The organism is Pseudoalteromonas sp. US3C1004, assembly GCF_048401065.1.
Taxonomy (GTDB): Bacteria; Pseudomonadota; Gammaproteobacteria; order Enterobacterales; family Alteromonadaceae; genus Pseudoalteromonas; species Pseudoalteromonas undina.
In genome coordinates, this window is the sequence record NZ_CP183073.1 from 1,997,220 (window position 1) to 2,020,931 (window position 23,712).

The 23,712-nt window shown below is 39.5% G+C and carries 24 protein-coding genes and 10 tRNA genes; 26 read left to right on the forward strand and 8 right to left on the reverse strand.

What is annotated here, in order from left to right:
- Position 1: 1 nt before the first annotated feature.
- The 3 genes from prmC to hemA are packed head-to-tail and all read right to left on the reverse strand — an operon-like array spanning position 2 to position 3,193.
- Entirely contained in the window at positions 2-841 is an 840-nt protein-coding gene (gene prmC / locus ACNSN3_RS09305) for a peptide chain release factor N(5)-glutamine methyltransferase (RefSeq protein WP_010388347.1), read from the reverse strand.
- Between the two features lie 2 nt (positions 842-843).
- The gene (gene prfA, locus ACNSN3_RS09310; protein WP_010388346.1) at positions 844-1,929 is read right to left on the reverse strand and encodes a peptide chain release factor 1; all 1,086 of its coding nucleotides are present in this window, start codon (positions 1,927-1,929) and stop codon (positions 844-846) included.
- A gap of 7 nt (positions 1,930-1,936) precedes the next feature.
- Entirely contained in the window at positions 1,937-3,193 is a 1,257-nt protein-coding gene (hemA, locus tag ACNSN3_RS09315; protein WP_175610046.1) for a glutamyl-tRNA reductase, read from the reverse strand.
- A gap of 83 nt (positions 3,194-3,276) precedes the next feature.
- Between hemA and lolB the strand changes: the two genes are divergently transcribed.
- From lolB to ACNSN3_RS09395, 16 genes are all read left to right on the forward strand, one after another.
- The gene (gene lolB / locus ACNSN3_RS09320; protein WP_418607132.1) at positions 3,277-3,864 is read left to right on the forward strand and encodes a lipoprotein insertase outer membrane protein LolB; all 588 of its coding nucleotides are present in this window, start codon (positions 3,277-3,279) and stop codon (positions 3,862-3,864) included.
- Positions 3,865-3,866: 2 nt separating this feature from the next.
- The gene (gene ispE / locus ACNSN3_RS09325) at positions 3,867-4,724 is read left to right on the forward strand and encodes a 4-(cytidine 5'-diphospho)-2-C-methyl-D-erythritol kinase (protein WP_418607133.1); all 858 of its coding nucleotides are present in this window, start codon (positions 3,867-3,869) and stop codon (positions 4,722-4,724) included.
- Positions 4,725-4,810: 86 nt separating this feature from the next.
- Positions 4,811-5,758, forward strand: coding sequence for a ribose-phosphate pyrophosphokinase (locus ACNSN3_RS09330; protein WP_008115168.1), 948 nt, complete (start codon positions 4,811-4,813; stop codon positions 5,756-5,758).
- Between the two features lie 149 nt (positions 5,759-5,907).
- Positions 5,908-6,522, forward strand: coding sequence for a 50S ribosomal protein L25/general stress protein Ctc (locus ACNSN3_RS09335; RefSeq protein WP_010388341.1), 615 nt, complete (start codon positions 5,908-5,910; stop codon positions 6,520-6,522).
- 18 nt (positions 6,523-6,540) lie between these two features.
- Positions 6,541-7,125: an aminoacyl-tRNA hydrolase gene (gene pth / locus ACNSN3_RS09340; RefSeq protein WP_008115166.1), complete on the forward strand. Its 585-nt coding sequence runs from the start codon at positions 6,541-6,543 to the stop codon at positions 7,123-7,125.
- Positions 7,126-7,180: 55 nt separating this feature from the next.
- Positions 7,181-8,272: a redox-regulated ATPase YchF gene (gene ychF / locus ACNSN3_RS09345; RefSeq protein ID WP_008115165.1), complete on the forward strand. Its 1,092-nt coding sequence runs from the start codon at positions 7,181-7,183 to the stop codon at positions 8,270-8,272.
- Positions 8,273-8,592: 320 nt separating this feature from the next.
- Positions 8,593-8,669: transfer RNA gene (locus ACNSN3_RS09350), tRNA-Met, on the forward strand.
- A 69-nt stretch (positions 8,670-8,738) separates the two neighbouring features.
- Positions 8,739-8,823: transfer RNA gene (locus tag ACNSN3_RS09355), tRNA-Leu, on the forward strand.
- Between the two features lie 39 nt (positions 8,824-8,862).
- A tRNA-Gln gene (locus tag ACNSN3_RS09360) sits at positions 8,863-8,937 on the forward strand.
- A 5-nt stretch (positions 8,938-8,942) separates the two neighbouring features.
- Positions 8,943-9,019: transfer RNA gene (locus tag ACNSN3_RS09365), tRNA-Met, on the forward strand.
- A 93-nt stretch (positions 9,020-9,112) separates the two neighbouring features.
- A tRNA-Leu gene (locus ACNSN3_RS09370) sits at positions 9,113-9,197 on the forward strand.
- A gap of 41 nt (positions 9,198-9,238) precedes the next feature.
- Positions 9,239-9,313: transfer RNA gene (locus tag ACNSN3_RS09375), tRNA-Gln, on the forward strand.
- Positions 9,314-9,379: 66 nt separating this feature from the next.
- Positions 9,380-9,464: transfer RNA gene (locus tag ACNSN3_RS09380), tRNA-Leu, on the forward strand.
- A gap of 40 nt (positions 9,465-9,504) precedes the next feature.
- Positions 9,505-9,579: transfer RNA gene (locus ACNSN3_RS09385), tRNA-Gln, on the forward strand.
- A 64-nt stretch (positions 9,580-9,643) separates the two neighbouring features.
- Positions 9,644-9,728 (forward strand) — tRNA-Leu (locus ACNSN3_RS09390).
- A 39-nt stretch (positions 9,729-9,767) separates the two neighbouring features.
- A tRNA-Gln gene (locus ACNSN3_RS09395) sits at positions 9,768-9,842 on the forward strand.
- Between the two features lie 154 nt (positions 9,843-9,996).
- On the opposite strand, the gene ACNSN3_RS09400 is transcribed toward ACNSN3_RS09395, so the two are convergent.
- Positions 9,997-11,178: an FAD-dependent monooxygenase gene (locus tag ACNSN3_RS09400; RefSeq protein WP_418607134.1), complete on the reverse strand. Its 1,182-nt coding sequence runs from the start codon at positions 11,176-11,178 to the stop codon at positions 9,997-9,999.
- 257 nt (positions 11,179-11,435) lie between these two features.
- Here ACNSN3_RS09400 and miaB point away from each other — a divergent pair, with 257 nt between their 5' ends.
- From miaB to ACNSN3_RS09435, 7 genes are read left to right on the forward strand one after another with little or no spacing between them, the layout of a single operon-like run.
- Positions 11,436-12,881 carry a tRNA (N6-isopentenyl adenosine(37)-C2)-methylthiotransferase MiaB gene (miaB, locus tag ACNSN3_RS09405; RefSeq protein ID WP_418607135.1) on the forward strand — a complete coding sequence of 482 codons (1,446 nt, stop codon included), beginning with the start codon at positions 11,436-11,438 and terminating at the stop codon, positions 12,879-12,881.
- Between the two features lie 54 nt (positions 12,882-12,935).
- Positions 12,936-13,994: a PhoH family protein gene (locus ACNSN3_RS09410; protein ID WP_010388333.1), complete on the forward strand. Its 1,059-nt coding sequence runs from the start codon at positions 12,936-12,938 to the stop codon at positions 13,992-13,994.
- 4 nt (positions 13,995-13,998) lie between these two features.
- On the forward strand, positions 13,999-14,457 hold the full coding sequence (ybeY, locus tag ACNSN3_RS09415; protein WP_010388332.1) for an rRNA maturation RNase YbeY: 459 nt from the start codon (positions 13,999-14,001) through the stop codon (positions 14,455-14,457).
- Positions 14,458-14,479: 22 nt separating this feature from the next.
- A complete protein-coding gene (corC, locus tag ACNSN3_RS09420; protein WP_010388331.1) occupies positions 14,480-15,364 on the forward strand; it encodes a CNNM family magnesium/cobalt transport protein CorC in 885 nt (294 codons plus the stop codon).
- Entirely contained in the window at positions 15,345-16,910 is a 1,566-nt protein-coding gene (gene lnt / locus ACNSN3_RS09425) for an apolipoprotein N-acyltransferase (protein ID WP_418607137.1), read from the forward strand. The genes corC and lnt overlap by 20 nt, the downstream gene beginning before the upstream one ends.
- A 29-nt stretch (positions 16,911-16,939) precedes the next feature.
- Positions 16,940-18,340, forward strand: a complete 1,401-nt coding sequence (locus tag ACNSN3_RS09430) for an ATP-binding protein (protein WP_138622769.1) — start codon at positions 16,940-16,942, stop codon at positions 18,338-18,340.
- Positions 18,330-18,944 (forward strand): HNH endonuclease, encoded by a 615-nt coding sequence (locus ACNSN3_RS09435; protein ID WP_418607138.1) that lies wholly within the window; start codon positions 18,330-18,332, stop codon positions 18,942-18,944. The genes ACNSN3_RS09430 and ACNSN3_RS09435 overlap by 11 nt, the downstream gene beginning before the upstream one ends.
- A gap of 42 nt (positions 18,945-18,986) precedes the next feature.
- Here the strand turns inward: ACNSN3_RS09435 and ACNSN3_RS09440 are convergent, their stop codons facing one another.
- The gene (locus ACNSN3_RS09440) at positions 18,987-19,997 is read right to left on the reverse strand and encodes an RDD family protein (RefSeq protein WP_418607140.1); all 1,011 of its coding nucleotides are present in this window, start codon (positions 19,995-19,997) and stop codon (positions 18,987-18,989) included.
- A gap of 233 nt (positions 19,998-20,230) precedes the next feature.
- Between ACNSN3_RS09440 and ACNSN3_RS09445 the strand changes: the two genes are divergently transcribed.
- Both ACNSN3_RS09445 and ACNSN3_RS09450 read left to right on the forward strand, forming a co-directional pair.
- Entirely contained in the window at positions 20,231-20,806 is a 576-nt protein-coding gene (locus ACNSN3_RS09445; protein WP_054202464.1) for a hypothetical protein, read from the forward strand.
- A 17-nt stretch (positions 20,807-20,823) separates the two neighbouring features.
- Positions 20,824-21,372, forward strand: a complete 549-nt coding sequence (locus tag ACNSN3_RS09450; RefSeq protein ID WP_138622763.1) for a hypothetical protein — start codon at positions 20,824-20,826, stop codon at positions 21,370-21,372.
- Positions 21,373-21,439: 67 nt separating this feature from the next.
- On the opposite strand, the gene ACNSN3_RS09455 is transcribed toward ACNSN3_RS09450, so the two are convergent.
- Positions 21,440-21,892, reverse strand: coding sequence for an ATPase (locus tag ACNSN3_RS09455; RefSeq protein WP_138622761.1), 453 nt, complete (start codon positions 21,890-21,892; stop codon positions 21,440-21,442).
- A gap of 17 nt (positions 21,893-21,909) precedes the next feature.
- Positions 21,910-22,485: a hypothetical protein gene (locus ACNSN3_RS09460; RefSeq protein WP_418607143.1), complete on the reverse strand. Its 576-nt coding sequence runs from the start codon at positions 22,483-22,485 to the stop codon at positions 21,910-21,912.
- Positions 22,486-22,632: 147 nt separating this feature from the next.
- Between ACNSN3_RS09460 and ACNSN3_RS09465 the strand changes: the two genes are divergently transcribed.
- On the forward strand, positions 22,633-23,157 hold the full coding sequence (locus ACNSN3_RS09465; protein ID WP_054202460.1) for a CIA30 family protein: 525 nt from the start codon (positions 22,633-22,635) through the stop codon (positions 23,155-23,157).
- A 22-nt stretch (positions 23,158-23,179) separates the two neighbouring features.
- On the opposite strand, the gene ACNSN3_RS09470 is transcribed toward ACNSN3_RS09465, so the two are convergent.
- Positions 23,180-23,692, reverse strand: a complete 513-nt coding sequence (locus ACNSN3_RS09470) for a hypothetical protein (RefSeq protein ID WP_054202459.1) — start codon at positions 23,690-23,692, stop codon at positions 23,180-23,182.
- Between the last annotated feature and the right edge of the window lie 20 nt (positions 23,693-23,712).

A 23,712-nucleotide genomic window follows, 5' to 3' on the forward strand; every position in this document is an offset into this window, starting at 1 on the left:
TTTAGGGCCATTGTCCGAACGTTACGCGGTCGTTATTACCAAGATCTTTCACTGTGCTTACATTTATAAACGCCATTTGATTGAAAATATGACGCACAGCTGCACTTTGCTCAAATCCGTGTTCAATTAAAAGATAGCCACTTGCGTGTAAATAGTCACGTGATTGTGTAATTATTTGTTTAATATCAGCCATTCCTGCATCATCTGCGACTAATGCAGACAAAGGTTCAAAGCGCACGTCGCCTTGATGTAAGTGAACATCGTCATGTTCTATATAGGGTGGATTGGTTACAATTAGATCAAACTTTTTGTTTTTTAACGCACTGAACCAGTTACTCTGCTCAACAGTCACATTATTAATAGCTAATCGCTGTTGGTTGCGCTTTGCCAACGCTACCGCATCATCAATACGATCAACAGCAATAATATCCCATGAGGGCATTTCGCTTCCAAGCGCCAATGCTATTGCCCCTGTGCCTGTGCCTAAATCAAGTACTTTCGCGTTTTTAGGCACTTCGCATTCAAGCGCAAGTTCAACTAAGGTTTCTGTATCAGGTCGAGGGATAAGTGTTGTTGGGTTCACTTCAAGCTGCAAACTCCAAAATTCACGACAGCCGGTAATATGCGAAACAGGTTCGCCTTGTAAGCGACGTTCACAGGCACGTTGAAATGCCTGATACTGCTCATCTGTGAGCTGTTTTTCAGGCCAAGTAAATAAATAACTTCGTGGCTTTTGTAAAATATTGAGCAGTAAAACTTGTGCATCTAACTTTGCGCTATCACTACTTGATGCTAATAAATTAGTACCTGTAGTAATAGCGTTTTCAACAGAAGGCGTCACGATTAATCGTCACCCATTGCTGCAAGTAAATCTGCTTGATGCTCTTGCATTAGAGGCTCGACAACGGCGCCTAAATCACCCGCTACCACTTCATTAAGACGATAAAGCGTTAAGTTAATACGGTGATCGGTAATACGACCTTGTGGATAGTTGTATGTACGAATACGCTCAGAACGATCGCCGCTGCCAACTAAGTTACGACGTTCTGATGCTTCAGCAGCATGACGCTTTTCATCTTCAGCTTGCTGAAGGCGCGCAGCCAATACCGACATCGCTTTAGCACGGTTTTTATGCTGAGAGCGCTCATCTTGACACTCAACCACTACACCCGTAGGTAAATGGGTAATACGAATGGCAGAGTCGGTTTTATTTACGTGCTGACCACCCGCTCCCGACGCTCTAAAAGTATCAACTTTAATATCGGCAGTATTGATTTCGATGGCTTCTGCTTCTGGTACTTCAGCCATAACAGCTACAGTACATGCTGAGGTATGTACACGGCCTTGAGACTCAGTTTCAGGAACACGTTGTACACGGTGAACGCCTGATTCAAATTTTAATTGCCCGTAAACACCTTCACCGCTGATGTTAGCAATTACTTCTTTGTAACCACCGTGCTCACCTTCGTTGGTGGTAACAACCTCTACTTTCCATTTTTTTGTTTCTGCGTAACGGCTATACATTCTGAATAAGTCGCCAGCAAAAATAGCAGCTTCATCGCCCCCTGTTCCTGCACGAACCTCTAAAAATACATTGTTGTTGTCTCTCGGATCTTTAGGGAGCATCAGAACTTGAATGTCATCTTCTAAAGTCGAAATCTGTGCTTTTGCTTCTTTGTATTCTTCTTGTGCCATTTCACGCATTTCAGGATCTGAATCTTTAAGCATTTCTTCAGCACTGCTCAAATCCTCTTGTGCTTGCTGGTACGCTAAAAATGTTTTTACCACTTCTTCAAGCTCAGAGTATTCTTTTGAAAGAGTACGAAAGCGGTTTTGATCACTAATGACCGATGGGTCACTTAGTAGCGCTTGTACTTCTTCATAGCGCTCAACTAAGGTTTCTAATTTACGATAAACGGACTCTTTCATTTAACTGTTATTCCTGATCTATACCTAACATTTTTTTCAATTGATTTAACTGAGCCACTTCACCTTTTTTCGCTGCATCTTGGATGGCACGGGTAGGCGCGTGCATTAAGCGATTGGTTAATTTATTGGCTAGCTCTAAAATTACTTTTTCTGCATTTTTACCTGTATTAAGCTGGCTTAGGGCCCTATCTACAAGTTCTGCTTTTGTAGTTTGTACATCATTACGGTAGTGGCGAATTAAATCCACTGAATCAAGTGAACGCAGCCACATAAAAAACTCTTTGGTGCGCTCACTAATAATAATTTGTGCTTGTTCTGCCGCTTGCTCACGTGCAGCCATGTTTTCGCTAACAATGGCTTGTAAGTCATCAACGGAATATAAATAAGCGTCGTCAAGCTCTCCGACTTGGCTTTCAATATCGCGTGGTACAGCAATATCTATAAATAGCATAGGTTTATAACGACGTTGTTTCAGTGCTTGTTCCACCACTCCTTTACCAATAATAGGCAAAGTACTGGCGGTGGAGCTAATAACAATATCGGCTTGGTGTAATCGTTCTGGTAATTGTGCCAAGGCAATAACATCTGCTGACACTTCATCTGCTAAGCCGCGAGCCCGTTCTATTGTTCTATTAGCTACCGTTATTTTTTGTGGCTCATTTTGGTATAAATGTTTTGCTACCAGCTCAATGGTTTCACCAGCACCAATTAATAGCACCTTGGTTTTGTCTAATTTGCCATAAATATGCTTTGCAAGATTAACCGCAGCAAACGCAACCGAGACTGCACTCGCACCAATGTTAGTTTCGGTGCGTACTTCTTTTGCCACTGAAAAAGTTTTTTGAAACAAACGATCAAAAGTTACACCCACCGCATCGTGGGTTTTAGCGCTGTTATACGCTTGCTTTATTTGCCCTAAAATCTGTGGTTCACCTAACACCAGCGAATCAAGCCCGCAGGCTACACGCATTAAATGGTTTATTGCTGCGCTGTCTTCATAACAGTAGATGTTTTTACTCAGTTCATGTTCATCTAAACCATGGAAACTGGCTAACCATTGCAACAATGTTTGGGAATTTTGTTGCGCAAGGCTACAATACACTTCAGTGCGATTACAGGTAGATACAATAACCGCTTCATTAAAGTCGGCATGACCACTTAATTGCTGTAGCGCCTCTGAAATTTGCTCAGGCGAAAAGGCCACTTTTTCTCGTAAATCTACGGATGCGGTTTTGTGATTAATACCAAGTGCTATTATGGTCATATCTGCCAAATATTGCTGAGCCCTACTTCATAGGCGGCAATTTTATCAAAAATCTCAGGAATATGGAAAGTAAGGAACAACATTTGACTCGACAATATTTTATTTTAACCCTGTTATTTATTTTTTTAACGGGCTGCGCCAATAAAAACAACTACAATACAAAAACTTACGAAGACTGGAAGTTACGTCTTAGTGCACAAAAAACTTGGCAGGTGGAAGGTAAATTAGCGTTTATTAGCCCTGATGAGCGCCAATCTGCTAACTTAAATTGGCAACAAACACAAAATAGTAATCATTTAGTGTTAACCACATTTATTGGCACCCGAATTTTATCGCTCAAACAAACCGCAGTGGGGGCTGAATTAATATTTGATGATCAACAGTTTTTTGATACTAATGCGAGTAAACTTTTACAACGCTTAACGGGGTTTACTTTACCGGTAAATAACGCCGGTCAGTGGTTAAAAGCCACTATTGACGATCAAACCTTAGAAGTCGATCAATTAGGCCGTGCTAAAAGCGTGTTATGGTTTGATGACGCTGGCAAAAAATGGCAAATAAACTACACCAGTTACATACAAAAACACGGTTTTTGGTTACCTAACGCGCTAACCTTAACCCATCAAAAGATTAAAATTAAAATCAAACTCTACGATTGGCAGTTTAACTAATTATGAATACTCCCTTTGAACTTTCGCTGATTGCGCCGGCGAAGCTAAATTTATTTTTACATATTAATGGTCGCCGTGATGATGGCTATCATGAATTAGAAACCCTGTTTACATTTTTAAACTATGGCGACGAGCTCCATTTTACGCTTACTAATGATAAAAATATTAGTATTAGCGGTGACACTCATGGCATTGCGCTAACTGACAACTTAATTTATAAAGCAGCTTTATTATTGCAAACTCAGTGTAAAGTGAATTTAGGTGCAAAAATAAATTTAACTAAACGTTTGCCTATGGGCGGAGGTGTTGGTGGTGGTTCATCCGATGCTGCGTCAACACTTTTAGCGCTTAACACACTGTGGAATACCGCTCTTACACTAGATGAACTTGCAGATTTAGGCTTGAAGCTCGGTGCAGACGTACCTGTATTCATTAAAGGTAAAAGTGCCATAGCACATGGCATTGGCGAGCAATTAGAGTATGTTAAATTGCCACAAAAATGGTACTGCGTTGTTTTTCCAAACCAGCATGTCAGTACTGCACAAATATTTACTCACCCCGATTTAAAACGTGACACGCCTAAACTTTCAGGTGACTGGCAACAACAGGTTTTAACTAACGATTGTGAGCCTTTAGTGAAAAAGCTGTGTCCCGAGGTTGAAAAAACCCTGCAGTGGTTGCTAAAATACGCCCCATCAAAGATGACCGGAACAGGTTCATGTTGTTTTGTTGAATTTGCTAGTCAAGTTCAAGCACAAGATGTACTTGCTAACCTCCCCCATACTTGGCAGGGGTTTATCGCATCAAGCGTTAATACTTCTCCTGCTCACACGGAGTTAGCCGCCATCATTGATAAATGAAGTAACGTACAAGTAATCATAAGTTAACCTACTTTGTTCATTCAATGTAAGTTAGTCCAAAAATTCAGTGCCTGAGGAACCCTACCGTGCCTGACATGAAGCTCTTCGCTGGTAACGCAACACCTGACCTAGCTCAAAAAGTTGCAAAACGTTTATATATTGAATTAGGCGATGCTGTTGTTGGCCGTTTTAGTGACGGTGAGATCAGTGTTCAAATTAATGAAAATGTTCGTGGCTCGGATGTTTTTATCTTACAATCAACCTGTGCCCCTACTAACGATAACCTGATGGAACTTATCGTTATGGTTGATGCGCTACGCCGTGCATCTGCCGGTCGTATCACTGCTGTTATTCCTTATTTTGGTTATGCTCGTCAAGATCGTCGCGTACGTTCTGCGCGTGTGCCAATTACAGCTAAAGTGGTTGCGGATTTCTTATCAAGTGTAGGTGTTGACCGCGTTCTTACGGTTGATTTACATGCTGAGCAAATCCAAGGCTTCTTCGATGTACCAGTAGATAACGTATTTGGCAGCCCGGTATTATTAGAAGATATGAAAAACCGCGACTTTGATGACGTGGTTGTTGTATCACCTGATATTGGTGGTGTTGTACGTGCCCGTGCAATTGCAAAACTATTAAACGATACTGACCTAGCTATTATTGATAAACGTCGCCCTCAAGCTAACGTTTCTCAAGTAATGCATATTATTGGTGACGTTGAAGGTCGTGATTGTATTATTGTTGATGACATGATTGATACCGGTGGTACATTGTGTAAAGCAGCTGAAGCTCTTAAAGAGCATGGTGCTAAACGTGTATTTGCTTACGCTACTCACCCTATTCTTTCTGGTACAGCTGCAGAAAACTTACGTAACTCTGTGATTGATGAAGTGATTGTAACTGACTCAATTCCACTGTCTGACGAACTAAAAGCGCTTGATATTGTTAAAGTATTAACACTTGCAGATATGTTAGCAGAGACTATTCGTCGCATTAGCAACGAAGAATCTATCTCGGCAATGTTTGAACATTAAAGTTAAACATTAATGAGTATAAAAGCGCCTTTTGGCGCTTTTTTTGTAGGTGATGTTTATTTTATAAACCCGCAGTGGTATAATAGCGCGCCTTTTGGCTAGGGACCTTGGTCGCAAAGGCCCTAACACTTTTAATTATTGGAGACATCATGTCTAACACAACTTATACTTATGACGCTGAACTTCGCGTAGAAACTGGTACTGGTGCGAGCCGCCGCCTACGTCGCGAAGACAAAGTGCCGGCAATCCTTTATGGAGCTGATAAAGAAGCTTTATCGCTTACTTTTGAACATAAAGATATGATCAAAGCACAAGAAGACGAAGGCTTTTACACTCACATCCTTACATTAAATGTAGGTGGCGAGAAAGTTGAAGCTATCTTAAAAGATATCCAACGTCACCCTTTCAAGCCTAAGCTTACTCACCTTGATTTCCAACGTGTAGACGCAACTCACAAACTAGTAACTAAGGTTCCTTTACACTTCATCGGTGAAGATAAAGTAACTAAGTTAGGTGCAACTGTTGTTCACCAGTTAACTGAAGTTGAGATTTCTTGTCTTCCTAAGTCACTTCCAGAATTCATCGAAGTAGACGTATCTGATCTTGTAGCTGGTGATTCAATCCACCTTACAGATCTTGCGTTCCCTAAAGGTGTTCAATCTGTTGAGCTTGGTAAAGGCGAAGGCCACGATCAGTCTATCGTTACTATCAAAGCTAACAAAGCAGCTCCAACTGAAGACGACGCTTCAGACGCTGCAGAATAATATTTAAGGTCTCGCACCTTGAATTCTATTCAAATGCTTGTGGGCCTGGCTAATCCAGGCCCCGAATACGCAAATACACGCCACAACGCAGGTGCTTGGTTCATTCAAGAACTCGCTGCACGCTACAACTGCACGCTAAAACACGACCCTAAATATCACGGCCTTACTGGCAAAGTGATTATTCAAGGCAAAGAATTCAAATTACTGATCCCCACCACTTACATGAACTTAAGTGGCAAAGCGGTGAGTAGTTTAGCCAATTTTTTTAAAATCCCAGTGGAAGACATACTTGTCGCCCATGATGAATTGGATTTAGACCCAGGCGTTGCCAAATTAAAAAAAGGCGGCGGACATGGCGGTCATAATGGCTTAAAAGACATTATTGCAAAAATGGCAAATCAAAAAGACTTTATGCGCTTACGCATAGGTGTTGGTCATCCAGGACATCGTGAAATGGTCACCGGTTGGGTGCTTGGAAAAGCAGCCAAGGAAGATCAGGAAAAAATGGATGCCGCAGTTGATGAAGCAGTTCGTTGTATGGAAATACTTGCTAAAGACGGTGTGTTAAAAGCACAAAACAGACTACATTCGTTTAAACCCTAATTTTTAGGGGTATACGTACACACGTTTTAAACGAATCTAAACAAGGTATCTTACTATGGGTTTTAAATGTGGCATCGTTGGCTTGCCTAATGTTGGTAAATCAACACTTTTCAATGCATTGACTAAAGCGGGTATTGAAGCCGCTAATTTTCCTTTTTGTACCATTGAACCTAATACAGGTGTGGTACCGGTGCCAGATCCTCGCCTAGACGAACTTGCTAAAATTGTTAACCCACAACGTATTCTTACAACAAGTATGGAATTTGTGGATATTGCAGGTTTAGTTAAAGGTGCATCGAAAGGTGAAGGCCTAGGCAATCAGTTTTTAGCAAATATTCGTGAAACAGATGCGATTGGCCATGTAGTTCGCTGTTTTGAAGATGAAAACGTTATTCACGTAGCCGGTACTATTGACCCTGCGGATGACATTGACGTGATCAACACTGAGCTTGTGCTTGCTGATATGGACAGTGCTGATAAAGCAATTTTCCGTAATGCAAAAAAAGCAAAAGGCGGTGATAAAGACGCAAAAGAGCAAAATGCAGTACTTGAAAAAGTAAAAGTGCATCTTGATGAAGGCTTAACTTTACGTTCTTTAGCACTAACAAAAGAAGAAAAAGCAGCAATTGCACCTATTAACTTCTTAACCATCAAACCAACGATGTATATTGCCAACGTAGCAGAAGATGGATTTGAAAATAACCCACTACTTGATCGTGTACGTGAAATAGCTGCCGCTGAAGATGCGGTTGTAGTACCTGTGTGTGCCGCTATCGAGTCTGAGCTTTCTGAGCTTGAAGATGAAGACAAGTTAGAATTTATGGCTGACCTTGGTCTTGAAGAGCCAGGGCTTAACCTTGTTATTCGTGGCGGTTATGAATTACTGCACTTACAAACCTACTTTACTGCGGGTGTAAAAGAAGTTCGTGCATGGACTATCCCTGTGGGTGCAACAGCGCCACAAGCTGCAGGTAAAATCCATACCGACTTTGAACGTGGCTTTATCCGTGCACAAACAATTGCTTTTGATGACTTTATTGCATGTAAAGGCGAAAGCGGTGCAAAAGAAGCAGGTAAAATGCGTCAAGAAGGTAAAGAATACATTGTTAAAGATGGCGATGTAATGAACTTCTTATTCAACGTATAATTAAACATTGCACCACCTTGAGTGGCTAATGGTTTTGAAAGGCTCGTTTTTACGGGCCTTTTTACTTTTCAGCCGAATAAAAACAATAATTAGCTACTTTTACCATAGGCTCAGAATTGTAAAACAAAGCTATAATTACAATGCCACGCTGATAAAGAGTGTTAAAAAAGCAACGTTTTAATTAAAAAGTAGCCGGTTAGCCTATTTTTCCTGCAAACAAACCAACTTAAGTGTTTTTTTGCAAAAAAGGTGTTGACGAATTTGGGGCATATCAGCATAATACGCCCCGCACTCAGCGATGAAGTGCTAACAAAAAAGATGGCTAAGTAGCTCAGCTGGTTAGAGCACATCACTCATAATGATGGGGTCACAGGTTCAAATCCCGTCTTAGCCACCATTTGTTTTTTGTTGCTCAATGAAGAGTTTAAAATAACTACCATTTCTTTGATTAATTCAAAGTGATAATGCGGGAGTGGCGGAATTGGTAGACGCGCTGGATTTAGGTTCCAGTATCTTAGGATGTGAGAGTTCAAGTCTCTCCTTCCGCACCATATTCTTGATAAGAATTCAAACTATCAATTGTTTATTGTTGGGATATCGCCAAGCGGTAAGGCACCAGGTTTTGATCCTGGCATTCCCAGGTTCAAATCCTGGTATCCCAGCCAACAATGGCTAAGTAGCTCAGCTGGTTAGAGCACATCACTCATAATGATGGGGTCACAGGTTCAAATCCCGTCTTAGCCACCATTTCTTTTTAGAAGTGGCTCTGCAAGAGTTAAATTGCAACTCAATGAAGAGTTTAAAATAACTACCATTTCTTTGATTAATTCAAAGTGATATGCGGGAGTGGCGGAATTGGTAGACGCGCTGGATTTAGGTTCCAGTATCTTAGGATGTGAGAGTTCAAGTCTCTCCTTCCGCACCATATTCTTTGATAAGAATTAAAATTATCAGCAATTTCTTAGTTGGGATATCGCCAAGCGGTAAGGCACCAGGTTTTGATCCTGGCATTCCCAGGTTCAAATCCTGGTATCCCAGCCAACTTCTTCTACCAAAGAACGTTGAATTAAGAAATACTCTGTTAGGAGTCTAAATATAAATTTGTATGCGGGAGTGGCGGAATTGGTAGACGCGCTGGATTTAGGTTCCAGTATCTTAGGATGTGAGAGTTCAAGTCTCTCCTTCCGCACCACATTCTTGATAAGAATTAAAATTATCAGCAATTTCTTAGTTGGGATATCGCCAAGCGGTAAGGCACCAGGTTTTGATCCTGGCATTCCCAGGTTCAAATCCTGGTATCCCAGCCAACTTCTTCTACCAAAGAGCGTTGTATAAGAAAACTCTGTTAAGAGTATAAATATAAGCCTGTATGCGGGAGTGGCGGAATTGGTAGACGCGCTGGATTTAGGTTCCAGTATCTTAGGATGTGAGAGTTCAAGTCTCTCCTTCCGCACCATGTTCTTAACTAGAACTAAAACTCATCCAAATTTAGAGTTGGGATATCGCCAAGCGGTAAGGCACCAGGTTTTGATCCTGGCATTCCCAGGTTCAAATCCTGGTATCCCAGCCAATTTGCACACTTCTTTGATTACACTTCACGATTTATCCTCAATTCCAATTATATAATTTATATCTTTAATTTTTTTTACCTTTATAATTTACACCACTTTTTCTTGGGCATAAAAAAAGACCCAAATTTGAGCCTTTTAATAACTATAAGTATTTTAACTAAGCTCACCGCTTATTGCGTATTTCAGCACCCAGTTTTTTACCGGCCCTGTATTATTAGCTAACTTTAAAAATGTGCTGCGCGCCCATTTTAATGGGGCTATTTGATTTGAGAAACCAAAGTAACAAGCATCCATCATACTCATCATTAACAAATTAGCGTTACGACGACTACGCTCGTATTCTTTAAGCATTAGCGGGCACCCTACATCATCAGCTGTACGTAACACTTCAGCTAAAGCAGCTACATCTTGAAAGCCTAAATTAACACCCTGTCCTGCCAGAGGATTAATGGTGTGCGCCGCATCACCCACTAAAACGAGTCTGCCTTGTGAATAATTATTGGCATGCTGCCTTGCCAGAGGAAATATAGCATGGCTTTGTACTTCAAAATCACCAGCAAGCTTTGGAAACTTTTCAATAATATGGGCTTTTAATTCGCTAGGTTGTAGGGCTTTAAATGCTTTGAGGGTATTTGCATCGTCATACCAAATTAAATTTGCATAAGGTGCTTGCATAGGTAAAAACGCAACAGGCCCTGTAGGTGTAAACTGCTGCCATGTTTTAACTTGTTGTGGTGCATCGAGCTTTATTAGCACGCCCATACAATGCTGCTGATATTGCCAACCAGTTATACCAATATTGGCTTTGCTACGTAATTGTGATTGCCCACCATCCGCTGCAATGACTAAATCAGCAGTATAGCTTTGTTCGTTATAGTGCAAGCTAATGCTATCAGGGTTTTGCTCTATTGCCGTTAAAGCCGATGAAGGATTAATCATCTCAATATTATGTTGCTCAAATTGCTGCCATAAACTGGCTTGAATTAGCTTATTCTCAATCAAATGACCTAAATGGGTGGTATTAATAGCATGACAATCAAATAATAAATGATCGTTACTCCGTTCAAAGGTCTCTAATTGTTCATAGGGAGCCAATCTATTTGCTCGCAGTAATGGCATCGCACCGAGCTGATCAAGCAGTTTTTCCGAAAAGCGATTAATAGCCGAAACACGTATATCAACGTCATCACTGTTAAGTACCTGTGAGGCATCTATTGGATGTTTTTCAATAACACGTACGACTTTGCCTTGTTGCGCTAATTTAATAGCCATAGCGGCACCAACCATGCCGCCCCCTACTACAATTACATTATTTTTAGCCATGTTTTTCATCATTTTAATTCTGACTTAACTCTGCTTAGATTGTATCGTAATTAGTTTGCTCAGTGTGAGCGCTTCGCTTAATTCTATTATTAAACCCATACTATATTGATTTCAGATCACAAACATGAAATCTATACTTGGTTTTGAGCGTGTATCCAGCTAAAATACGCGTCCTTTAAGTCGAGCGAAATTTTAATAATTCCGCCACTTATACCTGTTTCTAGCACATATTTGTGCCACTATCGAATTGAACACGAGGCTATATTTCAATGAGCAAAAAGCTGCATATTAAAACCTGGGGTTGTCAGATGAACGAATACGACTCTCAGAAAATGGCTGATCTTCTAGATGCTACCAACGGCTATCAGCTAACTGAAGAAGCTGCTGATGCTGATGTTATCTTACTTAACACCTGTTCAATTCGTGAAAAAGCGCAAGAAAAAGTATTTCACCAACTAGGTCGTTGGAAGTTATTAAAAGATGACAAACCAGACCTTATTATTGGTGTTGGTGGCTGTGTTGCATCACAAGAAGGTGATTCAATTCGCCAACGTGCTCCGTTTGTAGATGTTATTTTTGGTCCACAAACTTTGCACCGTTTACCTGAGATGATTAAACAAGTACAAGGCGATAAAGGTTCATCTGTAGTTGATATTTCATTCCCTGAGATTGAAAAATTTGACCGCTTACCTGAACCTAAAGCGGAAGGTCCTTCTGCGTTTGTATCAATTATGGAAGGTTGTTCTAAATATTGTACTTTCTGTGTTGTGCCTTACACCCGTGGTGAAGAAGTAAGCCGCCCTGTTGATGATGTATTATTAGAAGTTGCACAGTTAGCCGAGCAAGGCGTACGTGAAGTTAACCTATTAGGTCAAAACGTAAATGCATACCGTGGTGATACACACGATGGTGAAATTTGCTATTTCTCAGATCTAATTCGCTTAGTGGCTGCAATTGACGGGATTGACCGTATTCGTTACACCACCTCACACCCTGTAGAGTTTACACCAGACATTATTGATGCGTACGCTAATGTGCCTGAGCTGGTTGATCACTTACACCTTCCAGTCCAAAGTGGTTCAGACCGTGTTTTAAACTTAATGAAACGCGGCCATACTGCTCTTGAGTACAAATCAACAATTCGTAAGCTACGTAAAATTCGCCCTAACCTAAGCATGTCGTCAGATTTCATTATAGGTTTCCCAGGTGAAAGCAAGGCCGACTTTGAAGCTACTATGAACCTTATCAACGATATTGGTTTTGATATGAGCTTTAGCTTTATTTACAGTGCACGCCCAGGTACGCCAGCGGCAGATTTACCAGATGACGTAACCGAGCAAGAGAAAAAAGAGCGCCTGTACTTATTGCAAAACCGTATTACGCAAATGGCACAGCAAATTAGCCGCCAAATGTTTGATACTGAGCAACGTATTTTAGTTGAAGGTCCTTCTAAGAAGAACCCGATGGAACTACGTGGCCGAACTGAAAATAACCGTGTAGTTAACTTTGTTGGCCCACACACAGTGATCGGTCAGTTTGTTGATGTACGTATTACCGAAGCGTTACCAAACTCTTTACGTGGCGACTTAATTCGTACAGAATCAGAAATGAACTTACGCCGCGAAATTGCGCCTTCTGCTATTTTAACCAAAGCAGCGAGTGAGCAAAAAACCGAGACAGCTAACGAAATTGGCGTTGCTACTTTCGTACCTTAGTTGCAAAAATTCATTGCGCCAGTTAACGCTGGCGCACTGTAATAGGAAGTAATTTTGAGTAATCAGTTAAAAACATTAGAGATTTATTTAGAACCTGCCGACAACAAACGCCTTTCTTCATTATGTGGCCCGTTTGACGAAAACATCAAACAAATTGAACGCCGTCTAGGTGTTGAAATTATTCATCGTGATAACTTTTTTAAAGTAACCGGTAAACTACACAGTAGCGCCGGCGCGGTAGAGATCTTAAAAAACCTTTATATTGATACTCAACCTGTACGTGGGGAAATTGGCGAAATTGAGCCTGACAACGTACATTTAGCCATCACTGAGTCTAAAGCGCTTGAGCAAGATGTTGCACACAGTGCTTATGGCAAAGAAATGATGATTAAAACCCGTCGTGGCGTTATTAAACCGCGAAACGATAACCAAGGCTTGTATGTTGCTAATATTTTGCACCACGACATTACCTTTGGTATTGGCCCTGCAGGTACAGGTAAAACCTATCTTGCTGTTGCAGCGGCAGTTGATGCACTAGAGCGCCAAGAAATACGCCGTATATTGCTCACTCGCCCTGCGGTTGAAGCGGGTGAAAAACTCGGTTTTTTACCGGGTGACTTAAGCCAAAAAATAGACCCTTACTTACGCCCACTTTACGATGCCTTATTTGAAATGCTTGGCTTTGAGCGTGTTGAAAAACTGATTGAAAAAAACATCATTGAAATTGCGCCATTGGCTTACATGCGTGGGCGCACACTTAATGATGCGTTTATTATTTTAGATGAAAGCCAAAATACCACTACAGAGCAAATGAAAATGTTCTTAACCCGTATTGGTTTTAATTCTAAAGCAGTGATCACCGGCGATATAACCCAAGTTGATTTACCTCGGGGTGCGCGCTCAGGTCTTCGCCATGCTATTGAAGTGTTAGATGGCGTTGATGAAATTAGCTTTAACTTTTTCAAATCGCACGATGTGGTACGCCACCCTGTAGTAGCCCGCATTGTAGAAGCGTATGAGCGCAACGATGAGCGTGAACGCCTTAAGCGATTAGAGAAACAACAAGCCAAAGAAGCGCTTGCCGCTCAAGAGCAACCTGCTACTAAAGAGTAATACCGTGAAAACAGAACTTGATTTACAAATAGCGTGTGAGTTTGACAACTTACCCAGCCTTGAGCAGTTTGCCATGTGGGCCGATAAAGTACTTAGCCAATATCGTGATGAGTCTGAGCTGACCATTGTCATCAGCGATGAAGAACAGTCGCAACAGCTCAATAATGACTACCGAGGTAAAAATAAGCCTACCAACGTATTATCATTTGAATTTGAAGCGCCACCGGGTATTGATATCCCACTTGTGGGTGACTTAATTATTTGTCCTGCCATTGTTTTGGCTGAGGCGCAAGAGCAAGAAAAGTCATTTCATGACCACTTTGCTCATATGGTTATTCATGGATGCTTGCATTTACTTGGATTTGACCATATAAAGAGTGAAGACGCGTTAGAGATGGAAAGCATAGAAAAGCAATTACTTGCTGAACTAAACATAGCAGACCCATATCGGGACGATATTTAAATAAACGGAGCAATTAGACGTAATGAGCGACGATAACTCGCAATCTAGCCAGGGTTCTTCTGGCAAAACTTGGCTGGGTCGTATAACCCAGATGTTGCAAGGGGAACCCCAGAATAGAGAAGAGCTGGTTGAGGTAATTGCCGATGCCCAAGAGCGGGATGTAATCGATCCTGAAACCAAAGAAATGATTGAAGGTGTGCTTGGCGTGTCTGAGCTCAAAGTGCGAGATATTATGATCCCGCGCTCACAAATGGTCACTTTGGAAATTGATAGCCCGCTTGAAGAGCACATACCTATGATGGTTGACTCTACCCACTCTCGTTTCCCGGTAGTGTGTGAAGATAAAGACCATGTAGAAGGGATTTTACTCGCAAAAGACTTATTACCCCTCATTTTAAATAAAGATGAGCATTTACCATCGCTACGTGACTATTTGCGCCCTGCCATGGTAGTGCCTGAAAGTAAACGGGTGGATACCCTGCTTAATGAATTTCGTCAGCAACGCTACCATATGGCGATTGTAATTGATGAATACGGCGGTGTATCGGGTTTAGTAACCATTGAAGATATTCTTGAGATCATTGTAGGCGAAATCGAAGATGAGCACGATGAAGAAGAAGAACAACAAGATATTCGTCAACTGGCTAAGCATGTTTACGTTGTGCAGGCACTGACCCCTGTAGATGACTTTAACGAGCATTTTAAATCAGGTTACAGCTCGCAAGATGCCGACACTATTGGTGGTACCGTGTTACACGCCTTTGGCCATATGCCGAGCCGTGGCGAAACCATCGATATAGAGGGATTTCAGTTTAAAGTAACCAATTCTGATAATCGTCGTATATTGCAACTGCAAGTCACGATTCCTAAGGCTGATGATAACGACAGTGAAGAAACTGCTAACTAGTCTCACCCTACTAGCAAAAGATAAAAAAGCATGGCTCGCACTGGTTGCGGGCCTTGTTTTAACTTTTAGCTACGCTCCTTTTGGTATTTGGCCGATTGTATTTTTTAGCATAGGCTCGCTATTTTTTTGTATTCCTGCAAACCTCAATGGAAAAGTACATGCTAAAACAGCCGCTAAATATGGCTTTATATTTGGTCTAGGCTGGTTTGGTGCAGGTATAAGTTGGGTACATGTTTCTATCGCCACCTTTGGCGGTATGCCACTTATCGCCTCAATTGCATTAATGGCACTGCTTTGTAGCTACCTTGCGTTATTTCCTGCGCTGGCGCTGTGGGCAACCACTCGCTTTTCAAACGGCTCTATAAGTTTTGCAGCGCTATTACTCCCTTGTTTTGCTATTAGTGAATATTTGCGTGCCAACCTGTTAACTGGTTTTCCTTGGTTAAGCTTTGGTTATACACAAACCGATAGCCCTCTGAATGCCTTTGCTCCTTTAATTGGTGAATTTGGGCTCACACTATTATGTATTGCCATAGGCTTTGCATTGTACAGCTTAACGCAAAAACAATTTAAAATGCCTGTTGTTACCGCTGCTGTGGTTTTGCTTGCCTTCACAGGCGCACACTTTACAAAGGTAACCCATTACTCCGATAAAGACCTCTCTGTGCTGCTTGTACAAGGTAATATAAAACAACACTTGCGGTTTGACCCCAGTGAGTTTTGGACCACCATGAGTAAGTATCAGGATATGACGCGCCGTCACTGGGATGCCGATTTAATCGTGTGGCCTGAAGCTGCAGTGCCTGAGATAGAAGCGCTTGCCGATTCGTATTTAGCAGGTTTAGACAGTGCCGCCTCATTCAATAAAACTGCATTAGTGACCGGTATTGTCGATTACCAACGCGACACTAAAACCATTTTCAATACGCTAATTGTGGTCGGTAACAAAGAGCAAAATGATGAACACGGCCACTATCGTTACTTAGACAGTAACCGCTATCAAAAACATCAATTACTGCCGATTGGTGAGTTTGTTCCCTTTGAAGACATACTACGCCCCATAGCTCCGTTATTTGATTTGCCTATGTCATCGTTCTCTCGCGGAGATAAAGTACAAGATAATTTACGTGCGAATGGCTTTAACCTGCTGCCCGCTATTTGTTACGAAATAGTATTTGCCGATTTAGTGCGTGGTAACTACAAAAGCGACTCAGACATATTATTTACGGTGAGTAATGATGCTTGGTTTGGTGATTCAATCGGCCCCCACCAGCATATGCAAATTGCCCGTATGCGCGCCCTTGAACTTCAGCGTCCATTAGTGCGTGTTACCAACAACGGCATAAGCGGTGTATACGACCCCATAAGCCAAACACGCCAAACTATGCCACAGTTTGAAGCTACCACACTCAAAGCCAATATAAAGCTAATACAAGGGGATAGCGTGTATAGCCAATACGGCAATGGATTTGTATGGGGGTTTATATTGTTATTGGGTATGATTGGATTTGGGGTTAGGTTTACAGTAAATTCAAGCAAAGGCTAAATAGTCTTCAAATGTAAAAAGGTGTGGAAATGGGATTTCGAGCACGAAATATAGGTAGTATTAAGCTTTTTAATGGTATCGATAATGAAAAGCACGCCTTTACCGTTGTTGTGGGTGATAATGGCAGTGGTAAAACAGAGCTTTTGCTGGATATCTACAGAAAGTATTATTCAAAATATGCAGAGCTATACAAACCTCAAACACAGACTGGTAAAGATAAACTTCGCCGATTAAATGATAAAAGTGATTACGAAACTCTTAGGCTTATATTTGGGGCTGAATTCCCACAAAAAGTAATATGCGCCTCAACGAGCCAATTTGAGCGCTTCCAAAGTGAATTTAAGGCCGATGAATATGAATGGTTATCTGAAGTATATTCATATATCGGCTCTAAGCCATACATACAAGATTTAAGCCCTTCAGTGCGTATAGCATCAAATGCAATAAAACAACTACTCATACAGCAAACATTTGAACTACGCAAAGCCAATGCGCTAAAAGCATTTCTAGATGAATTTGGCTTTAGTAGCGTACTAAAGATTAAATTAACCCCAACAATCACAGAAGATGAACTTATCACTATATCTTCTGGAGATATTAAAAATATTTCTTTAGAGGCACAACTGAAACTTCAAGCTGCAGCCTACCACTTTGAGAAAATTGAGCTTTTAAATTTGCTTTCAAAACTCGAAACTGTTTATACCTCACCTGAAATTTTATTAAGCCTTAGTAATCAATCTTTAAAATTAATACCGACAAGTTTAGGTTATAGTATTGAATTTGATAAAAGGGAGTTGTCTGATTTAATACGTTCAGGTTTAGTCGTTGTAGCAGATATTGAAACAGTCAAAGATCAATCTTCAAAAACAAATTACTTATCGCCAGATGCCAAAGTCAAATCTCTATCAGCTCGAAGTTCTGGTGAGCAATGTCTTTTTTTACTCTTTCTAGGAGTCGTGGCTTCAATTGAAGATAACTCATTAGTATTAATTGATGAACCAGAAATAAGTTTGCATCCTACTTGGCAAGAGCGGTTTGTAGATATTTTAAATCAATCTCTGAATACTTACTCTGGTTGTCATTTTATTATTGCGACTCACTCGCCACTGATAGTTTCAAATATATCGACAACAAACTGTGAAATTTTAAATATTCAAAAAAATAGTTTATCCGATGCATCGGAGCATTATTTACGCTCCTCAGACTATCAGCTTGTAAATATTTTTGAATCACCAGGTCACAGTAATGAATATCTGCTTAAAATTTCTATGCATATTTACTCAAAAGTCAAAACATACAAGTTCTTTGACGAACTAGATATTAAACATCTGCAAATGCTTAATCGTATGAAACTAAAAATGAGTCGCGATGACCCTATATTGGAACTCATTGACTCTTTGAATGAGGTATTTAAAGTTTATGGACAATGAGTTAAAAGCAATAGAATTTACTAAAGAGCAAAAAGCCCTAATTAAAGAAGTTATGGAGTCTCCAGAATTTAATCATGTTGATTGGTCTAATGATAGTTTAGAGAGCTTAAGATCAAGCATAAGAAGCCACTATCGCAATGCCCAAAAATTTTTATGCTGCTATTGTAAAAACCCTGTTAGTTTAACAAGTGCTGCTAATTGCCAAGTTGAGCATATAGCTCCAAAGTCTCGATATAAAAATTTTATTTTTACTGCTAAAAACCTTTGTGTCGCATGCGCTGACTGTAATAGTGCAAAGCAAAGTATCGATGTAATAAAACCTTTACCTTCTAATAAGAAAAGAACTAGATATCCGACTACATCACAGTTTTTAATTGTACATCCTCATTTTGACATTTACTCTGAACACATTAGAAAATTCGGAGAAAGATTTTATTTTCCACGTACAAAGAAAGGTGAAAATACACGCACTATATGTAAGTTAGACAAAGGTATTGAAGCCCTCGGTTACTTTGATTCACCAGAATCCCTTAAAGATTTTGAACTAATCGCCCAAATAATGGATGCAACTGTAAAAAAGATACAAACAAAAAAAATATATTAAAAAAGTTGCTGATTGAATCAATATAATACGGCACTGCTGAAATTAACTTTTAACAGTCTCTTCTACCGTTTGCACATTTACAACTTGGTTAATACTCCCTTTAATAACCACCGTGGCTGATATTTTATCTTGAATGGCTTGCCTGTTTGGATCCCAGTAAACTTGTAAAAAACCTAACAAGCCAGTGGCAAAACCTGCACCGTAACCACCGTAGCGGCCAAAACAATCAAGTAAACCCAGTGATTCACCACTTAATGCAACCACTCTGGTGTTACAGAGCTTTTTACCAGGGGTTTGACCGCGCCATAATAAAGAAAACAGTGTGAAGTACACAGCCGCCCAGCCAAAACCCAAACCTAAATCTTGAATAATACCTTTGCCCCACTGCAAAATACTGTGTGTGGTTGTTTGTGCGGGTTTATCTTCTGTTAACTGCGCAAGCTTTAATCCGTTATTTTCACCAAGCACTAATAATTGTAAAAATGCTTTTGCAAGTTGTGGGTTTTGTAGGTCGTCCATTTCGGCTAATTTGGGTACTTGCCCAATCAAATTATCAAGTGCATTTTGTTGACAAGATTGCTCACAGCTTTCGTCGTCTGTTTGCACTAAGTAGGCATTTACCTGCTTTTTTTTTGTGGAAGTAAGCTGAATGTCATCCTGTATTTTTAAGCCTTGAACAGTTAAGCCTTGAGCAGAGTCATCGCCTTCTAAGTAATCTATGCCAATTGAAAGCACAGCAAGAGCGCTTACAAATAAAATACTTGCTGCTACTATTTTTAATATTCTTCGCCACACACTCGACATTTTAGGAAGGTATTGCTGCGCCGTTCCTTTGTAAAAAGCCATCGCAGCAACGAATGCAATAATAGTCGCACTGAGCTTTGCAGCTAAGAATATTAATGCAACATCTATAATCATTGCTAATGCGCGCCGAGTCGGCGAAGCCAAAGGCAAGCCAAGTAAAGCATTATCAACCTCAAAGGCATACGGCGTGATCACTTCTCGAGTTTCGGCTTTAGATAACGCTAATTGTTCTAATTCTTGTGCTTTCATTATTATACTTGTTATTAAAATAGGTAACGCGGTTAAATTACGCGCTTTTTAATTTTTGCTCAAGCGAACTCATCTTTATTTAAAATAAAAAACACCTCAAAACAAAAAACATCAAACACAAAAGTTACAACCATTTACAAATATAAAGTTAACATTATTTACAATACAACTACAAAACATATATTATCAATAAAACTACTTTTTCTTTAAAAATTAAATATATGGAGTATATTTTGAAGTTATTAACTAACATGTTTTTCTTGTTTTCGGTACTTGTTTTAAGTGGCTGTGCCCACCAGATAAGTTTAAATCCAGACACTGAAAAACTTCAGCTTTCAGAAAATAAATCAATATCTGTTGTAGGTTATTATATTTCTGAAGATGATATTAAAAAACAAGTAAAAACACCTGGTGGTGGTGGCGATAATGTTAGTTACAAACCTTATAAAGACACAGAAGCTGCATTATATACTGTACTTTCTAATAAATTTGAAAACGTTTATAAGCTTGAATCCTTAACTGATAATACATTTTTACAAGACAATAAAATTGAATATGTATTTATACCTACAATAACAACTGAATCTAGTTCAGATAGTTTATTTACATGGCCACCTACAGAGTTTACTTTCACGTTAAACTGTAAAACTTTAAATAACAATGGCGATATAGCATGGAATACTGAAGTTAAAGGTTTTGGCAAAGCTGAATTTGATGAGTTTAAAAACGACTTTTCTTTATCAGCAAAGCGTGCAACAGAAGAAGCATTTAACAAACTAGTTGTAGAGTTAGAGCAGTCAAAACTATGAGTAAGGAAAGAATTAAAATGAAGTATAGAAGTTCAATAGGATTAATCGGGGTTTTATTCTTAAGTGCATGTACAATTCAAGTGCCTCCTTATAGTGCAGACATTGGTAACGTTTCAAAATTAAAGCAAGAAACGGCTTCCCCTCTATCTGTTGGCACAATTAAATCTGAAAAGAAACTAAATAAAATTTCACTTAGAGGCTCACCTCTTATTTCATCTGTAGGCAACAGTTATGGTAAATATATTGAAAATGCTTTGTTGCAAGAGCTTAAGTTAGCCAAGCTTTGGTCTGGTGTTGCTAAAAAGCAAGTAACTGGCAAAGTAATTGACCAAGATATTGATGTTACGGGTTTCTCCGAGGGAAGTTCATTTATAAAAGTAAACTTTATCGTTTCAGAAGAGAATATTATCTTATTCGAAAAAGAAATCATGGCCGAACACACTTTTGACTCTTCATTTATGGGAGCGATCGCTATCCCTAATGGTCAAAAAAGCTACGTAGAGTTAGTTCAAAAATTACTAACAAACCTATATGCAGATGAAGAGTTTATTGCCTCAATAAAATAACTCTATTACATCTATTTCAAATAAAAAAGAGTCATATTTCGTATGGCTCTTTTTATTTAAACTTACCCTAAAACCACTTAATTTTAAGCTTTGTCGAGTGAACTTTACTTGCTTGTGATCTAAATAAATTGCATTTAATGTCAACATAGCTAACTTCGCTAGGTTCTAAAAAGCTGTCTGTGCTTTTGCCTACACAATTACCAATAAACTTGCCACTTTCGTCAAATGTAGAAGCAATAACGGTTCCCGTATAAATGCTCTCGTTAGTAATATTTTTTAATTCAGCTGCGATTCTTACTTGACCATTTTCTTTGTATATTTCAGAAAGAGTTAGATTATAGTCATTGTTAAATTCATCACTTGTTTCTAATGCTTTATTAGAAACCATTGTTTTAAATCCACTGTCAACATCAGCGGCAATTGTCAGGGCGAATGCACTAATACCGCCAAGCATTGCTATTACAAACCCAATTCCCCAAAAAAAACCTTTTATGCTCTCATTAAAATTATTACTTTTCATTTAATTCCCTTTCGTTTTTACCATTGTATTTCGTTAACAAGATAGCCAAAGTAACTTTTTTCGCCGACTAAGTTCACTTTTGTATTTTTAAGTTTTAAAAGCTTGTGCTTATCTAAATACCACCTGATGGTATGCTGTTTGTTTGTAGATGTATCTGCAAAGAGTAAACGAACGCAATTCGGCTCATAATCGCTATAACAAGCTTCAGACTCAACTAAGATATATTCTTCAGACCAATAATCGCCTAAATGATAATGCGCCCATAGTTGAATCGGCGCACAAATGACAGCCCAAAGATATGCATACAGCAAAATAGGTATCATAATGATACTTAAATATTTAAGGATAACCCCTTCTTGATCAAAGTGAGTATTAAACTCTTCTTTTGCATTTGGCGTTTTTATTAAATGAAATAGAAAGGCACACACTAAAGAAATAGTAATAAAGCCTAAAACCCAAGAACTTAAAAAGTCATAAAAACGGTTAGGGATAAAGGAGGGGTCGATTGAAGTGTACCACTCATAAATACCAACAGGGCCGAGCATCATAACAATAAATGCTATGATAATGAGAATCACAGGCTTTTTTGTCATATAAATTAATATCCTTATGCTCTATGACATCTTTAATTTAGCTGATATTTTAATTAAGGATTGCCTTATCCCAGTATTAAAATAATTATGTGAACAATTATTACATCAAAACGTATTATTGTTAATAATGGTTTTAAGGAATTACTCATGACCGCCAAACAACTCTCATCACTTTTTGTGTTTAACTTACTGTTTGCCACCACCGAGGCAAACGCCAATGCTCGCTGGTATGTGGTTAATGATTCGGTGATGGGTGGCATTTCTAATAGTCAGGTTTTACAAAATGACGGCAATTTAGTGTTTACAGGCAACGTATCGCTTGCAAACAATGGAGGGTTTGCTTCTATCCGTACGCTATTAGATGTAAAAAACCAAAACATTACTAAAATAGTGCTGCGTGTTAAGGGCGATGGTCAAACCTACCAATTACGTTTAAGAACTAATGAGTACATGGATGGGGCGGCTTATACACATTCGTTCAGTACCACGAAAAGTGAGTGGCTTAATATTGAGTTTTTACCTGAAGATTTTCAGCTTACTTTTCGCGGCCGTTTACTTGAACAACAGCCTACAATTAGCTTCAAAGAGATAAAGCAGCTTGGCTTTATGATTGCTGGTAAGCAGGCGGGGGAATTTAGGTTTGAGGTAGAAAAAATTGAGTTTAAAAACTAACTTCTCTGCGTACATTACAAGGTTAAACAGTGAAGTCGTCGCCTCGCCTTTTCATTTCGTTGATTACTAGCTCAATAATTTGTTGTTTTATTGCTGCCTGCTGAGACTTTACCTCACTAAGTTGCAGCTCCAATCTATTTATCTCTTCTTGTTGTTGCTCGGTTTTATACTTTTTAGCTCCCATATGCTCAGCATCCATAGTCAACTGATAGACCTCTTCAGCTGGCCCATATTGGCTATTATCAATGGTTAAACTCCGTTGTACCGTACTCTGCTTAAGCTTATTTACTTGTTCTTGTAATGCAACCACTTGCTGGGTGAAATATTTATATGCCTTTTCTAAATTTTGATATTGCTCAGCAAATGTTGCGTTATCTTCGCTGTATTTTTGAACCTTCGCATCTAAAAACTCTGATAAAACATAGTCAGGTTGTTCTTGTGATTCATCATCTTTAGGTTGCGGCTCTGTTTCTACTAAAGCCTGATTGTTATAATTAGATGCTTGATATTGAATTGAGGCGGTTGAAATCTTCATTATTTTATCCCTAAAATAAA

Excerpts from the sequence above, each read along its gene's own strand:
- ACNSN3_RS09460 (WP_418607143.1), bottom strand. The coding sequence starts at position 22,485 with ATGACAAAAAAGCCTGTGATTCTCATTATCATAGCATTTATTGTTATG.
- ispE (WP_418607133.1), top strand. The coding sequence starts at position 3,867 with ATGAATACTCCCTTTGAACTTTCGCTGATTGCGCCGGCGAAGCTAAAT.
- ACNSN3_RS09450 (WP_138622763.1), top strand. The coding sequence starts at position 20,824 with ATGAAGTATAGAAGTTCAATAGGATTAATCGGGGTTTTATTCTTAAGT.
- ACNSN3_RS09470 (WP_054202459.1), bottom strand. The coding sequence starts at position 23,692 with ATGAAGATTTCAACCGCCTCAATTCAATATCAAGCATCTAATTATAAC.
- ychF (WP_008115165.1), top strand. The coding sequence starts at position 7,181 with ATGGGTTTTAAATGTGGCATCGTTGGCTTGCCTAATGTTGGTAAATCA.
- ACNSN3_RS09435 (WP_418607138.1), top strand. The coding sequence starts at position 18,330 with ATGGACAATGAGTTAAAAGCAATAGAATTTACTAAAGAGCAAAAAGCC.
- hemA (WP_175610046.1), bottom strand. The coding sequence starts at position 3,193 with ATGACCATAATAGCACTTGGTATTAATCACAAAACCGCATCCGTAGAT.
- ACNSN3_RS09440 (WP_418607140.1), bottom strand. The coding sequence starts at position 19,997 with ATGAAAGCACAAGAATTAGAACAATTAGCGTTATCTAAAGCCGAAACT.
- ACNSN3_RS09335 (WP_010388341.1), top strand. The coding sequence starts at position 5,908 with ATGTCTAACACAACTTATACTTATGACGCTGAACTTCGCGTAGAAACT.
- miaB (WP_418607135.1), top strand. The coding sequence starts at position 11,436 with ATGAGCAAAAAGCTGCATATTAAAACCTGGGGTTGTCAGATGAACGAA.
- ACNSN3_RS09430 (WP_138622769.1), top strand. The coding sequence starts at position 16,940 with ATGGGATTTCGAGCACGAAATATAGGTAGTATTAAGCTTTTTAATGGT.
- ACNSN3_RS09465 (WP_054202460.1), top strand. The coding sequence starts at position 22,633 with ATGACCGCCAAACAACTCTCATCACTTTTTGTGTTTAACTTACTGTTT.
- corC (WP_010388331.1), top strand. The coding sequence starts at position 14,480 with ATGAGCGACGATAACTCGCAATCTAGCCAGGGTTCTTCTGGCAAAACT.
- ACNSN3_RS09400 (WP_418607134.1), bottom strand. The coding sequence starts at position 11,178 with ATGATGAAAAACATGGCTAAAAATAATGTAATTGTAGTAGGGGGCGGC.
- prfA (WP_010388346.1), bottom strand. The coding sequence starts at position 1,929 with ATGAAAGAGTCCGTTTATCGTAAATTAGAAACCTTAGTTGAGCGCTAT.
- ACNSN3_RS09455 (WP_138622761.1), bottom strand. The coding sequence starts at position 21,892 with ATGAAAAGTAATAATTTTAATGAGAGCATAAAAGGTTTTTTTTGGGGA.